This window comes from Shewanella waksmanii (assembly GCF_043643685.1).
GTDB lineage: Bacteria > Pseudomonadota > Gammaproteobacteria > Enterobacterales > Shewanellaceae > Shewanella > Shewanella waksmanii_A.
This window is the reverse complement of sequence record NZ_JBHZSN010000010.1, coordinates 42,018-54,909: the sequence shown is the minus strand read 5'-3', so window position 1 is coordinate 54,909 and position 12,892 is coordinate 42,018. Positions and strand designations below refer to the sequence as shown.

Annotated in this window: 14 protein-coding genes; 6 read left to right on the top strand and 8 right to left on the bottom strand. The window is 45.4% G+C overall.

Annotation, left to right across the window (positions count from 1 at the left end):
* Positions 1–137 precede the first annotated feature (137 nt).
* Genes ACHUFW_RS15260 through ACHUFW_RS15250 form a run of 3 tightly spaced genes read right to left on the bottom strand, consistent with a single transcriptional unit; the run spans position 138 to position 2,672 of the window.
* Positions 138–1,406 (bottom strand): hypothetical protein, encoded by a 1,269-nt coding sequence (locus ACHUFW_RS15260; RefSeq protein ID WP_394204204.1) that lies wholly within the window; start codon positions 1,404–1,406, stop codon positions 138–140.
* Positions 1,403–2,254 (bottom strand): ABC transporter ATP-binding protein, encoded by an 852-nt coding sequence (locus ACHUFW_RS15255; protein ID WP_394204203.1) that lies wholly within the window; start codon positions 2,252–2,254, stop codon positions 1,403–1,405. Before ACHUFW_RS15255 ends, ACHUFW_RS15260 begins: the two co-directional genes overlap by 4 nt.
* Before the next feature lie 46 nt (positions 2,255–2,300).
* A complete protein-coding gene (locus ACHUFW_RS15250; RefSeq protein ID WP_394204202.1) occupies positions 2,301–2,672 on the bottom strand; it encodes a GntR family transcriptional regulator in 372 nt (123 codons plus the stop codon).
* A 92-nt stretch (positions 2,673–2,764) separates the two neighbouring features.
* On the opposite strand from ACHUFW_RS15250, the gene ACHUFW_RS15245 reads away from it, so the two are divergent.
* The 5 genes from ACHUFW_RS15245 (at position 2,765) to ACHUFW_RS15225 (ending at position 6,775) form a co-directional block, all read left to right on the top strand.
* A complete protein-coding gene (locus ACHUFW_RS15245; protein ID WP_394204201.1) occupies positions 2,765–4,327 on the top strand; it encodes an alpha/beta hydrolase in 1,563 nt (520 codons plus the stop codon).
* Positions 4,320–5,054 (top strand): ABC transporter ATP-binding protein, encoded by a 735-nt coding sequence (locus ACHUFW_RS15240; RefSeq protein ID WP_394204200.1) that lies wholly within the window; start codon positions 4,320–4,322, stop codon positions 5,052–5,054. The genes ACHUFW_RS15245 and ACHUFW_RS15240 overlap by 8 nt, the downstream gene beginning before the upstream one ends.
* Entirely contained in the window at positions 5,051–6,187 is a 1,137-nt protein-coding gene (locus tag ACHUFW_RS15235; RefSeq protein WP_394204199.1) for an ABC transporter permease, read from the top strand. The genes ACHUFW_RS15240 and ACHUFW_RS15235 overlap by 4 nt, the downstream gene beginning before the upstream one ends.
* Before the next feature lie 65 nt (positions 6,188–6,252).
* A complete protein-coding gene (locus tag ACHUFW_RS15230) occupies positions 6,253–6,501 on the top strand; it encodes a superinfection immunity protein (RefSeq protein ID WP_394204198.1) in 249 nt (82 codons plus the stop codon).
* Between the two features lie 37 nt (positions 6,502–6,538).
* On the top strand, positions 6,539–6,775 hold the full coding sequence (locus ACHUFW_RS15225; RefSeq protein WP_394204197.1) for a hypothetical protein: 237 nt from the start codon (positions 6,539–6,541) through the stop codon (positions 6,773–6,775).
* Positions 6,776–6,781: 6 nt separating this feature from the next.
* On the opposite strand, the gene ACHUFW_RS15220 is transcribed toward ACHUFW_RS15225, so the two are convergent.
* On the bottom strand, positions 6,782–7,789 hold the full coding sequence (locus ACHUFW_RS15220) for a GlxA family transcriptional regulator (protein ID WP_394204196.1): 1,008 nt from the start codon (positions 7,787–7,789) through the stop codon (positions 6,782–6,784).
* A 121-nt stretch (positions 7,790–7,910) separates the two neighbouring features.
* Here ACHUFW_RS15220 and ACHUFW_RS15215 point away from each other — a divergent pair, with 121 nt between their 5' ends.
* Positions 7,911–8,090: a hypothetical protein gene (locus ACHUFW_RS15215; protein WP_394204195.1), complete on the top strand. Its 180-nt coding sequence runs from the start codon at positions 7,911–7,913 to the stop codon at positions 8,088–8,090.
* Positions 8,091–8,127: 37 nt separating this feature from the next.
* Here the strand turns inward: ACHUFW_RS15215 and ACHUFW_RS15210 are convergent, their stop codons facing one another.
* The 4 genes from ACHUFW_RS15210 to ACHUFW_RS15195 form a co-directional block, all read right to left on the bottom strand.
* Positions 8,128–9,786: a methyl-accepting chemotaxis protein gene (locus tag ACHUFW_RS15210; RefSeq protein WP_394204194.1), complete on the bottom strand. Its 1,659-nt coding sequence runs from the start codon at positions 9,784–9,786 to the stop codon at positions 8,128–8,130.
* A 180-nt stretch (positions 9,787–9,966) separates the two neighbouring features.
* Complete coding sequence (gene mog, locus ACHUFW_RS15205; protein WP_394204193.1) at positions 9,967–10,500, bottom strand: molybdopterin adenylyltransferase; 534 nt, start codon at positions 10,498–10,500, stop codon at positions 9,967–9,969.
* A 108-nt stretch (positions 10,501–10,608) separates the two neighbouring features.
* Positions 10,609–11,403 carry a DUF748 domain-containing protein gene (locus ACHUFW_RS15200; protein ID WP_394204192.1) on the bottom strand — a complete coding sequence of 265 codons (795 nt, stop codon included), beginning with the start codon at positions 11,401–11,403 and terminating at the stop codon, positions 10,609–10,611.
* A 166-nt stretch (positions 11,404–11,569) separates the two neighbouring features.
* Positions 11,570–12,886 (bottom strand): anaerobic C4-dicarboxylate transporter, encoded by a 1,317-nt coding sequence (locus tag ACHUFW_RS15195; protein WP_394204191.1) that lies wholly within the window; start codon positions 12,884–12,886, stop codon positions 11,570–11,572.
* Positions 12,887–12,892: the final 6 nt, after the last annotated feature.

The following is a 12,892-nucleotide window of genomic DNA, read 5'->3' as shown; positions in this document are numbered from 1 at the left end:
GAACTTTATTGTACTCCACAAAAATGAATTAACCATTGCCGCAAAGTATTACAAACAGCCGAGGAACATCGCTTAGCACTATTTTTCAGCGCACTGCCAATGTGTTACTCACCAACAAAAGCCACAACGAATTCGGCTTACAACAAATCACCAGACCAGAGTTTTTTCTTTCCAATCCATAGTGTTAAGCATGCTGGCAACAGTAAAACAACATCTATAATGAGCCAAAATAAATTCCCCTGTTCAGCAGACATCTGTGACATGGAATAAGATAAGTAACCTGAATAAACCACCACAGCAAACATTGCTAGGGAAATATGCAGCACTCTACTGGACATGCAACCAAGGCCCAGTAATAGCCCGCTGCCAATAAATGTCGTCAGCACCACATGCAGCCACATGGCAAAAGACATTGTCTCATTCAATAGGCCAACCAACGCGGCGGTCACCGCCATTGAGATAATAATCAACCCAATTAAGCGATTTTGACTGCGTATAAACAGATCAATCATGCCTTGTTTGCCGTCAAAACCCGGCAATAAATACAGAGTTTCAACACCACGCCAGCGCTGTATTCGACACCAGTGCACAATCGCGCAAAGTACACATATAAACTGTGATAATAGAAATAACACCGGCATGTTTATCCCCATTGCAGTCATAACCACAGCTGCTAATAAGGTTAATACAGGTAAGCCGATTAGCATGATCGATAGTAATGGCCCAACAAAGAAAGAAAGCGGATGTAGGTACGATTCAAGCTTCGCTAACAACTTAGCATTGCCCATGTTAGGTAACCAAAACCAGCCCATTTCTAAGCCATTTTGATACACACTTCTTGCCTGTGAGTGCCACACTTGTCGACGCAATTGCCAGGCAACCAGCAATAACATAATACTTAAAAGCATCAACAAGATATGGTTGTTTTCATTGAGAACCAGGGCAAGATCAGACAGGAAAACCAGACAAACAAAGAGTAAAAATGACAAATGAAAACTGGCAGGTCGAATCAAGGTGAGCGAGATAAAACCTAGCCCTAATAAACTGGCTAACATTAACTCAGTGACAAACAGTGGCAATTGCCAAAACCACGCTAATCCAATACACAGTAGCGTCGATATCAGCGCCAATACTATAGATTGAATGATAATATTACGTCGATAGTCAGGCACCAAATCGGCCCATTCTGTTGCGCTAAGCCGCATCAACTGCCAAGCAATTGCAGTTGCAGTTGAGACTTGCAACATCGACAACATAACGGCGAAATTTTCTATTTTTGCCGGCGCCAGCACAGGAGCAATCAGCATTAACACTAACGCCATCAGACTCACACCTAAGAAACTGGCGCTGCCTACATCAAATAGCCAAAAGCGCACCACGCCTTTAAACGGTGACCCCTTACTCATCGATGTAACTCCATAAAGAGTTGCTCTAAGCTAACGGATTTAACCTCCAACATGGCATCATTGTCATGCAAAGCCGCTTGATAGTTATCCACCAGTACTTGGTCACCACAACGGTTGAGTACATTTAAACCGTCGGGTAAAGGGTGGCTAGTGTCAACTTTTAAAAGCTTAACCTGCTCACGCACGCTATCCATCTCTTTAAAGAGCACTAATTTTCCCGCCCTAATTAACGCGAGATGGCTGGCGACACGCTCTAAGTCAGAGGTGATATGTGAGGAAAATAACACCGCAGAACCTGACTCTAAAGCCAAATCAAAAAGGTCTGCCATAAACTGGCGACGGGCAATCGGGTCAAGGCTGGCTACTGGCTCATCTAATATCAATAATTTAGGTCGATAAGCCATCGCCATGATTAACGCCAGTGACTGACGCTGACCCACAGATAAACGTTGTACATGCTGCTTGGTATCAAGAGCAAACCGTTGTAACCACTCTTGTTCTAATGCGTTATCCCAGTCGGGATAAAAAGATCGATGCAATGCTAAGGCTTTGTCGACAGTAAAGCCCTCATAGCCGAATGGTTGCTGTGGTACATAGCCAATCTGCGCTTTGGTTGATGAAGCGATATTAGCTACCGACTCACCCAATATCTGTATCGAACCGGCGTCTGTCTGCAATATTCCCAATGCACAGCGCATTAACGTCGACTTACCTGCGCCATTTTGACCTAAGAGTCCGACCACCATACCCGGTACCAACTCAATGCTCAGATCATCAATTGCACGTGTATCACCGAATTGTTTGGTGACATTGGTAAAAGCTAAAATTGGTTCCACATTCATCTCCATTGCAGGGCTTGCCAATTAACAAAGGCCTGTTATTGCCAATGCTTAGTTATCTCCAATGCTTAGTTATCGCATCTTGTACCTGTTCGATTGAAACGCCAAGTTGTTTTGCTTGCTCAACAAGCGCTTTGACTTGAGGAGACAGGAGTTCAGTACCTTGGGTATTAACATCCATGGTGCGTTCGGCAACACGCGTTGGCTGACCTCTACGCCGCTCAAGCCAACCTTGCTCAACTAACATTTGAATTGCTCGGGATACCGTCATGGGATTTACAGCAAGGTGCTCAGCAATCTGCCTGACAGAAGGCAGAACCTGATCCGTCTGCAGTTGGCCACCAACAATCAAGCGAATAATTTGCTCGCTTAATTGCCGATATATCGGTTCGCCACTACTGGGGTTGACATTTAGTTGTTCTAACATTAGCCTTTACTTACTGTATTAATACATTGATACACTGATACACTATTTAAATTACCACAGATACAAGAAATTTCAACAAAGGAATAAGTATCATGTTTGATGGAACACCCAAGGCTAGATACCTACAAGACAGCGGTAATGCCATACGCAAACATCTGGCTAAGGGACTATTGCCAGCAATAATCGCTACTGCAGTATTCACACAACCTGCCTATGCTGAAGCCAATGAGCCCGCCGCGCCAGTAAGCCAAGCGCCCCATGCGTGCTATGTCTCAGGCCTTTCTGAACAGGTTAGTTGCGGCTCAATTCTAGTGCCAGAAAACTACCAAGAGCCACAAGGTAAACAAATTGCCATCCATTACACTGTACTGCCTGCCATTAAATCTAACTTTGGTAGTGAGGCCTTTTTAGCCATCGCCGGCGGCCCAGGACAATCAGCCATCGACAATGCCGCTTACTTCGATAAAGTCTTCAGCAAAGTACGCCAATATCGCGATATTTTACTTATCGACCAACGTGGCACAGGTCGTTCAAATCCACTTAACTGTGAAGGTGAAGGCTTTGAAGCTGGGCTAGCTCTTAACGATGAAACCATAGACATCGAAGCGACGACTCAGCAATGCTTAGATCAGCAAACCGCTGATATAACACAATATGGTAGTGAAACAGCCCTGAAAGATTTTGAGGCAGTCCGCCAAGCATTGGGTTATAACAAACTGCACCTATACGGCATTTCCTACGGTAGCCGCATGGCCCAGTTATACATGCGTCACTATCCAGAGGTGTTAGAAACCGTCACCCTTGATGGCGTGGTGCCAATGCAGCAAAGTGTGGTCGCCATTGGTGATGCCATTGAGCGCGCAACTCAAATCTTATTCAACGAGTGTCAGACTAATCAATTATGTCAGCAGTCTTTCCCGCATCTCGCTGATAATTTTGCCAAAGTCGATCGCCAGCTCACCCAAGGCCCCATCACCACCACCACAAGGGATCCATTAACTGGCGAGCCCAGCGAATTACTGCTCACCCGCTCAAAATTTATGGGCGCGATTAGAATGGCAATGTATGGCGCTAATATCCGTGCTTTATTACCCTATGCAATTAACCAAGCAGCCAAAGATAACTTTCAACCAGTACTGGGGCTGTATGCCTTAAATATGGATGGCATCGGTTTAGCCATGGGGATGCACTCTTCGGTTGTCTGTGGTGAAGATTGGCCGCGCATCGATGAAAATATGCGGCAACAACTCCAGAGCAACTACTTTGGCGAGCAAATGTTGATTGGCTTCGATAAGTCGTGCGCTATTTGGCAAATACCCGCCGTTGACAACAGCTTCAGTGCTGCAATTGATAGCGATATTCCAACACTATTATTGTCCGGTGAAAACGATCCTGCGACACCACCAAGTTGGGCCGAATTAGCAATGGAAAAAATGTCCAATGCCAAGCACCTTATTGCCCCTTATGCCACCCATGGCGTCGCGCACCAGTCTTGTGCCAATAATTTGGTTGCAGACTTGGTCAACAGCAAAGATGTAAATCAACTCGACAGCAGCTGTTTAAGCCGAGATGTCAGCCGCAACTTCTATTTAAACGCCAGTACCGTTGAATCTGTACAACAGTCAAATGATCCGCAAGGAGCGAGCCATGATTAAAGTAGCCAATTTATCTAAGCGTATTGGCGATGTCCAAGCGCTCAACGACTTGAGCTTTAGTGCAGAAGACGGTCAAATCACCGGCTTACTCGGCCCCAATGGCGCCGGTAAAACAACCTGCCTACGTACCGTATTTGGATTACTTAAACCCGATGCTGGTCACGCTGAAATTGACGGCATTGATGTTGCTAAATCGCCTCAGCAAGCTAAGCAACAGTTAGGCTTATTTCCAGATCCTTTTGGCCTGTATGAGCGTCTTACACCACGGGAATATGTGCGCTATTTCGCCGAACTTAACGGCTTAAGTAGCAGCCAAGCTAAACAGGCAGCTGCCAAAGTGTTAGATAAGCTACATATGAATGACATTGCCGACCGAAAGTGCAAAGGCTTCTCCCAAGGGCAACGCATGAAAACCGCGCTTGCTCAAGCAATCGTTCATGAACCAACCAATATCATTCTTGATGAACCAACCCGAGGTTTGGATGTGATGAGTACTCGGGTACTAAGAGATATTCTGCGAGACCTAAAGCAGCAAGGTCACTGCGTACTGTTCTCAAGCCATGTGATGCAAGAGGTCGCGGCGCTATGCGACCAGGTAATCGTGATGGCAGAAGGAAAAGTTGTCGCCGTCGGCAGTCCAGATGAACTCTGCCAACAAACCGGTAAAGCATCACTGGAAGATGCCTTTATTCAACTTATTGGTACCGATGAAGGAATTGCAGCATGATCGCACAAATAACAACCATGTTAAAAAAAGAGCTAACTGACGCAGCAAGAGACAAGCGTTCAGTGATGGCAGGACTATATTACGCGATAGGCGCCCCCTTAATGATGTGCGGCATGTTTATGCTACTCATTAGCCAAGTAACCAGCCCCGACGCGCTCAATATCACCATTGAACATAGTCAGCGAGCACCAGATCTAGTTAAGTTCCTAGCCAGTAACGATATTACCGCCAACGATGACAGTGCGCAAAAAGATATTGTGCTGACTATCAGCGAAGATTACGCCAGCAATATGGCAAAAGGTTTACCAGCCGAGTTAACCCTTAGCGCCGACAATTCTGATGAGAAGCTACAAGCTTCTATTCGCCGCTTAGAAACAACCTTACAGCAATATAGTGCAGAAATGGGTAGCCTTAGGCTAATAGCAAGAGGGGTTGATCCTAAAGTCGTTCAGCCACTAAAAGTCAACGTTGAAGACAAGGCTACCGCGGATTCCAAAGGCGGTATGATCTTGGGTATTGCGACATTCATGATGATCTACGCCGTATTCATTTCAGGCATGAATCTAGCCATCGATACCTCTGCAGGTGAGCGTGAGCGCAACTCGCTTGCCCTATTATTGAGTCATCCAGTCACAACACGTCAAATCGTTTGGGCAAAAATGGCCGCCGTGAGTACCTTTGCGATGCTAGGTTTGTTACTCACTTTAATCATCTCGAAGATTGCTTACGGTTTTGTACCATGGCAAGAGCTAGGTTTCAGCGTCAACTTAACCCCTGAGTTTATCGCCCTAATGCTACTTGTCAGCTTACCAATCGCTCTGATGGCTGCCGCTTTACAGTTATTTGTGTCTTTCATGGCCAAGTCATTCAAAGAAGCACAATCTTACCTAACCATTGTGCTTGTTGTGCCTATGATGTTGTCGTTGGCGGCAAGCTATAACATTGCCCCCGAAACCATGCAGTGGTTACCGGTTTCTGGACAAATGCAGGCGCTGATTGCCTTTATCAAAGGTAAAGAGTTACCCATGTTACAGCTGTTACTGTCTTCTGCGTCAACCTTGGCTATTGCCTTGGCACTCACCTTTGGCATGGAAAAATCACTCAAAAGCGAAAAAATCGTATTTGGCTTGTAGCCAAAACTCGGCCTCTTAGCCCGATTGGTTAAGAGGCCGGCGTAACCACAAAAGGACAATTGAATATGGAATATCTACAAACCTTACTCGCCGGCGAAAACTATGCATTTATCGCCATGGTATGTACAGCAGCACTGATTATTTGGTTTTTACCCGCGATATTGGCGCTGTTCTTCAATCGCAAACACTTCAAATTAATTTTACTCGCCTGCATCCCCGCGGGGCTGTCGTTTATTGCTTGGGGTGGCGTTTTCTTATGGGCAGTAACTGGCAAAGTCGTCGATAAATACGCTGATAAACCTAATCAAGCTTAAGTTATTTCATTAATACACAACCACTAAGGAGTTCAACATGGACAAACAAACCCTCGTTATGATAGTCATGCTGGCATTTATTGCTTGCGCAACATTCAGTGAGCTATTCAAGTATTACTTAAAAACCAAGCGGGTCAGCAACGCTGATATCAAAAATAGCGAAATAGATCTGCTACGACAGCAAAACCGTCAGCTTCAAGAACGTGTCGAAACCTTGGAAAAAATTGTTACCGAGCCAAGCTACGATCTGAAGCAACGCATCAATGCACTTTAAGCTGATTTAACAACAAGTATGAGTATTAAATTTCTGTCGATAAGCGCGTGGCGTTAAGCTCGTCAGCTGGATAAACAGCTTTCTAAATGAGCTGACATCTTCATAACCCACGCGCTCTACGATTTGTTCAACCGCTAACTCTGTTGTTTCCAACAAACGTTTTGCTTCATCAACTCGCAGTCTTTGCATGTAACTTGCCGGCGTCTCATTAACGGCCTTTTTAAAACGCCGAATCAAGGTGCGTTTACCCACGGCAAACTTGCTAGCAATGTCATCAAGCAGCCAGTTTTGATGTAAATGTTGCTGCATCCAACTTTGCACTTGCTTGATCAGTTCATCTTGGTGTTGCTCAGGGCTCATAGCCATGGTCATAAAAGGCTGCTGCGAGCAGCGATTTGGATCGATGAGCAATATTTTAGCCATCTGTTGTGCCAACTGCTCACCCGCTAGGATGCTGACCAAATGCAACGCCAAACTCAAGTTTGATGTCGTAGCACCCGCAGTATGAATGTGACCATCGGAGACCACTAAGGTGTCCATACATAAATTGACGTCTTTGAAATTACGCTCAAACATCTCATTGAGCCACCACACGGTTGTGGCTCGCTTATGTGCCAACAAACCCGACGCTGCTAACATTAATGTACCTGAACAATAGGCCGCCAAAGGTTTTTCAGCTTGAGAATAAAGGCTTAGAGCAGGGAAGAAAGGCTCAAACTCTTTCAGATAAGCTTGCAGCTCTTCTCGATTAGTCACAAACGATGAAGCCAAAATCACTGCATCAGCCTCTAGAATATCGCTATCGCTTTGCAACCCCTTGGCGTCGATTTGAAAGCCTTGATTCGTGGTGACAGGTTCGCCATCAGGGGTAATCACATGATAATGGAATAGATCTTCACTCACCTCGGGATTAACCCGTTTTAAAAAGCTATTACAAAAACTAAAGACATCAAGAAATCCCACAATACCACCAGCAACCACATTACCTGCCGCTAAGATATAGACCTTCTTCATTTTGCCTCCCTTCACAATGTCACTTTTGACTTCATATTTGTCAATAATGACACTTATTGTGTCAATGTCTAGTTTTTATACTGTCACTATCACCTTGAAGTACTTTGTAAGGACACATGTTATGAACACCACACGCACTCATATTGGTTTAAGCATCAGCTATCTGTTGGCAAGTTGGGGATTACTATTTTGGCTGCACTTTAGCACCGAACCCAATATTTTCGCGCATATGATCGCTATTCCGACCTTACTGCTATTTACTGGATTCAGTGCCTATCAAATTGTACGAAAGGGGCTGTAAATCTCTTTACCCCCATCAGTGATGAGATCAACACGCCCTAAATTCGAAACTCATGGACTAAGTTATCAAGTTGCTGAGCCATCTGCGCCAAATGCTCACTCTCACTGGAGGTCTGCTGGGCACCGGCAGCAGCTTCGTCAGCAGCATGGCTGATATTAACTATGTTAGTGTTAATTTCTTCTGATACGGCAGACTGCTCTTCTGCCGCGGTAGCAATTTGGGTATTCATATCTTTGATTGTGGCAATAGCGGTTGATATTGCTGATAACGCATCACCGGCTGACTTAGCATGATTAACACTTTCTTCTGCATGCTGGCGACTATCGGCCATCACAGTCACCGCCTGTTTAGTGCCATTTTGCAATTTCTCTATCATCGACTGGATCTCTTCTGTGGACTCTTGAGTGCGACTCGCTAGGCTGCGAACTTCATCAGCCACAACCGCAAATCCTCGTCCTTGCTCACCCGCCCTTGCAGCCTCAATGGCGGCATTCAGTGCCAATAGATTAGTCTGCTCAGCAATACCTTTAATCACATCTAAAATTGAGCCAATTTGGTGACTATCATGTTCTAAGCTTTGCACGACTCTAGCCGCTTGTTCTATCTCGTCTGCAAGACCAACGATAGTGGTTACTGTGTTATTAACCACCTGCATACCGGCTTGGGATTGCTCATCGGTTTGCAACGCGGCATTTGCTGCATCATTGGCATTTTTAGCCACTTCAACAACGGTGGCGGTCATCTCATTCATTGCTGTGGCAACCATATTCAGCTCTTGGCGCTGACTGTGGACAGAGCTTGCCGTATTGGCGGTAACCTGCGCAACTTCACTAGCCGAGCCCGATAGTTGCTTGGCAGTATCTGAGACACCTTGAATACTCGCTTGAAACTTATCCAACATACGGTCAAACGCGCTAGAAACCTGGCCTAACTCGTCGTTGCTATTAAGCACTGTGCGCTGAGTTAAATCCGCGTTAGCTTCAATATCGGCAATGGATCGCGCCAACAACTGGCTGCTACTGACAATGGTTCGCGCCACAAAGAACATCAACAGTCCCCCTATGACGACACCACCGACGGTGAAACCAATGAGTTGTATTCTCATATTCGCCATCGAATCTATTGCAGCTTGCTGTATCTGTTGCCGTGATACTAGTTCTGCGTCACTTAACGCTGCAAAATGTTTGCGCGCTTGCTGGGCAAAAGGACTGGCGCCAACACGATAGTCTTGCCATGCCTGCGCTAACACTTCGGCGGTGCGTGGCTTATTGGCAAGCGCTGCCATCCGATCACGGCCATCGTGTAAAAATAGTAAGGTGGTATTGCGCGCTTGCGAAGCCAGACTGGCTAACTGCTGCTGAGCGATGGGATCAGACATCAAGCCTATCGCTTGTTGAAGGGTATCAAAATGGTTATCAATATCAGCAATACGCTGTTCTAGTAAACGGCTGTTGTTATCATAATCATCACCAAGCATGATGCTACGTGTCAGCCGTGATACATAATTCATATCCCGATTGATCATCAAAATCGCCCGCTGGCTAGTGACACCCGCTTGGTCATATTCATTGAACTTGTTTTCTACAAACTGGGTATTTACCACCACATCGATCAAAATCGTCAAACCTGCGATAGCAAATACCGCCATCACCACGATCAGCTTGCGCTTAATGCTCCATGAAGACAGTTTACTCATTCCTGTATACTCCTAATTTATCACTCACCTCCCATTCAAGAGGCAGTTTCCCTAGATTAGGCTAATTCAGGAGCAGATTTGACTATGTATATAAATGCAGCGTTTTTGGTAAAAAGTTATAAAAAACAATAAAAAAACCAGCATAAGCTGGTTTTTAAGAGGTCAATCAAACAAAGCGAATTACTTTGCTTTAGGCCTGAACGGTTTAATGACCGACTCATCACACTCTAAGAATGGGCCATCCATCAAATCAATACAGTAAGGAATCGCTGGGAATACAGCATCTAAACATTCGCGGATTGATTTAGGCTTACCCGGTAAGTTAACAATCAGTGAATCACCACGTAAACCCGCTGTTTGACGTGACAAAATCGCTGTTGGCACAAACTTCAATGATTCAGCACGCATCAACTCGCCAAAACCAGGCATCATACGATCACACACGGCTTCAGTGGCTTCAGGGGTAACATCGCGCTTTGCAGGGCCAGTACCGCCAGTGGTCACAATCAGGCTGCAGTTTTGGTTATCTGCCATATCAATCAAGGTTTCAGCAATCACATCTTGTTCATCGGGAATAACCTGATAGACCGGCTCCCACTCTGAAGTAAGGTATTCATTCAATACATCAATAATCGCTTTACCTGAGATGTCTTCATATACGCCGGCACTGGCTCGATCACTAACGGTAACAATGCCGATTTTTGCTTTACTCATTACTCTATCCTTCTGAAGCTGGCAGATATTTGGCTAATTGCTTGCCAATCTAGCATAAACTGCGGTGGATTGGATTGATTAAAATCCAATTTAAACGCCAGTTTGCTGTTAATTACCGCCAAGTTTATTCAGCAAACCACCAAGCTCTTTCTCTGCGCGCTGCTTGAGTTCTTGCTTAGCACGCTCTTTTAACTGTTTCTCCGCTTCTTTCTTGGCTTGTTTAATCATGTTATCCAGCATTGATTGAACGATTGCCGCCCCCACCTGATCAGCTGGAAGCCCATTAGGGAACCCTACAGGGTCTGCCATAAATGTCGGTAATGTCACTTGGTAGCTTTGTTGACCCACAGCGGTAAGGTCCACCGTTAGACTGACACCTTCAATTTTCACTTGCTTAACCGCAATTAAGGGCTCTTTACCTGATGGCGGTGGCGGGCTTGATGGCTCAGGTTCACTGGGCGCTTCCTCTGCTGTAGATTTATCTTTCGCTGAAGACGTCCCCAGTTGCGCCGCTAGATTATTTTTCAATTGCTGCAGATTATTACTACCATCAGCGGCCATTTCAAAGCGCACGCTCGGACCAGAAATCAATACCTCATTGATCAGCACTTCTTGCGTGCTAAAGTTACTGGTTTCAATATCAAGCTTAATTTGCTTGAACGCCAATGCCGCATTATCACTAAACCCTTTGGGGTTATGCACTGCAAACCCTTCAAGGGAGCCAAAACCCTTGAGCATCTGTAAGTCGACCTTGGCTAAAGTCACTGGGGTTTGTAGCAAACGACTACCTTGCTTTTCAACCTGAGTTTGCACAATACCATTGAGGTTATTGAGTACCCAATAAACAATCACCGCCAGTAATAGCAGTAAACTGATGAGAATCGCTACAATCGCTTTTTTCACAGCGTGGCTCCATAAATAAAGTTAATTCGACATACTTGTCAGGGTAAAGACAAAGTGTGCCTGAGCACAGCAAAAAAAGCTATTTGGATCAGAGACAAAATCGCCGACACTGACTGTGTCGGCGATGGATTAGCGCTTCTCCAAAATGGATTGAGGCGTCAGTAAACTAGTTTACGGTGATAGAGATAAAGTAGCCCAATACCGTTGCGGTGATCACACCGATAAACCCTGGGGCTAAGAAACTATGGTTGAGCACATATTTACCAATCCGCGTTGTGCCACTGCGGTCAAAGCTGATTGCCGCGAGATCACTCGGATAAAACGGGAAGAAGAAATAGGCATAGCACGCAGGTAACACACCAATAAGAACTGCTGGCGGGATCCCCAACGAAAAGCCCAATGGCAGCATAATCGTCAGCACCGCCGCCTGACTTTTCAAGAACACTGACACCACAAACATGGCTATCGCGAAAGTCCACGGGTACACCGCAACAATATCACTCACCGACTCGACTAAATAGGATTTATGATGACCGATAATGGTGTCACTCATCCAAGCGATACCAAAGATAATGATCACCGCTGTCATACCTGCTGTAAACACATTACTGGTGGCAATTTTCTTTGGCGAGATATTGGTCGCCAGTAAGATAATACCGCCCACAGACAACATCATAAATTGAATCGCCACCGACATTTTCACTCCCTCTGGGAGTAATTGTTTGCTAAATAGCGCAATAATGATGACCGATAAGATACCTAACAAAAATACCGTTAGGCCCTTTTTCGCCGTAGCATCGGTTTCTTCTTTGTCACTTTGAGCGGTTTCTGGGTCAAGCAAGGCGGCTTTAAATTCTGGATCTTGTAGTCGCTGTTGAAACTCAGGGTCTTTATCTAAATCTTTACCGCGCTTAAGACTCCAAGTACAAGCGACTAGTACACCGATTAAGGTTGACGGGATGGTGACCATCAACACATCAATCAAACCAATATCTAATTTATTGTCAACTGCCGTTGCAATAACAACCGCTGCTGCAGCCGCTATCGGGCTGGCTGTGATCCCCATTTGAGAAGCAACCGTTGCGATGGCAAGTGGCCGCTCAGGACGAATGCCCTTCTTGTAAGACACATCATAAATAACCGGTAACAAGGGGTAAACCGAATGCCCAGTACCCACCAACACTGTTAGTGAGTAGGTACACAGAGGACCTAAAAATACAATGTGTTCTGGGTGTTTACGCAACAGCTTTTCAGCAAACTTAACCAGTAATTTTAAGCCACCCGTCGCTTCAAGCGTGGCAGAAGCGGCAACCACAGCTAAGATAATCAGCATCACACTGATTGGTGGTGTACCAGGGGCTATACCAAAAACAAAGGCTAATACCGACACCCCCAAACCACCGAGCAAACCAAACGCGATACCACCATGCCGTATACCGACAAAAATGACGGCTAACAGCAACAACATATGAATATAAAACATTGTTCA

Coding starts and splice junctions, on each gene's coding strand:
- ACHUFW_RS15260 (WP_394204204.1), bottom strand. CDS start 1,406: ATGAGTAAGGGGTCACCGTTTAAAGGCGTGGTGCGCTTTTGGCTATTT.
- ACHUFW_RS15255 (WP_394204203.1), bottom strand. CDS start 2,254: ATGGAGATGAATGTGGAACCAATTTTAGCTTTTACCAATGTCACCAAA.
- ACHUFW_RS15250 (WP_394204202.1), bottom strand. CDS start 2,672: ATGTTAGAACAACTAAATGTCAACCCCAGTAGTGGCGAACCGATATAT.
- ACHUFW_RS15245 (WP_394204201.1), top strand. CDS start 2,765: ATGTTTGATGGAACACCCAAGGCTAGATACCTACAAGACAGCGGTAAT.
- ACHUFW_RS15240 (WP_394204200.1), top strand. CDS start 4,320: ATGATTAAAGTAGCCAATTTATCTAAGCGTATTGGCGATGTCCAAGCG.
- ACHUFW_RS15235 (WP_394204199.1), top strand. CDS start 5,051: ATGATCGCACAAATAACAACCATGTTAAAAAAAGAGCTAACTGACGCA.
- ACHUFW_RS15230 (WP_394204198.1), top strand. CDS start 6,253: ATGGAATATCTACAAACCTTACTCGCCGGCGAAAACTATGCATTTATC.
- ACHUFW_RS15225 (WP_394204197.1), top strand. CDS start 6,539: ATGGACAAACAAACCCTCGTTATGATAGTCATGCTGGCATTTATTGCT.
- ACHUFW_RS15220 (WP_394204196.1), bottom strand. CDS start 7,789: ATGAAGAAGGTCTATATCTTAGCGGCAGGTAATGTGGTTGCTGGTGGT.
- ACHUFW_RS15215 (WP_394204195.1), top strand. CDS start 7,911: ATGAACACCACACGCACTCATATTGGTTTAAGCATCAGCTATCTGTTG.
- ACHUFW_RS15210 (WP_394204194.1), bottom strand. CDS start 9,786: ATGAGTAAACTGTCTTCATGGAGCATTAAGCGCAAGCTGATCGTGGTG.
- mog (WP_394204193.1), bottom strand. CDS start 10,500: ATGAGTAAAGCAAAAATCGGCATTGTTACCGTTAGTGATCGAGCCAGT.
- ACHUFW_RS15195 (WP_394204191.1), bottom strand. CDS start 12,886: ATGTTTTATATTCATATGTTGTTGCTGTTAGCCGTCATTTTTGTCGGT.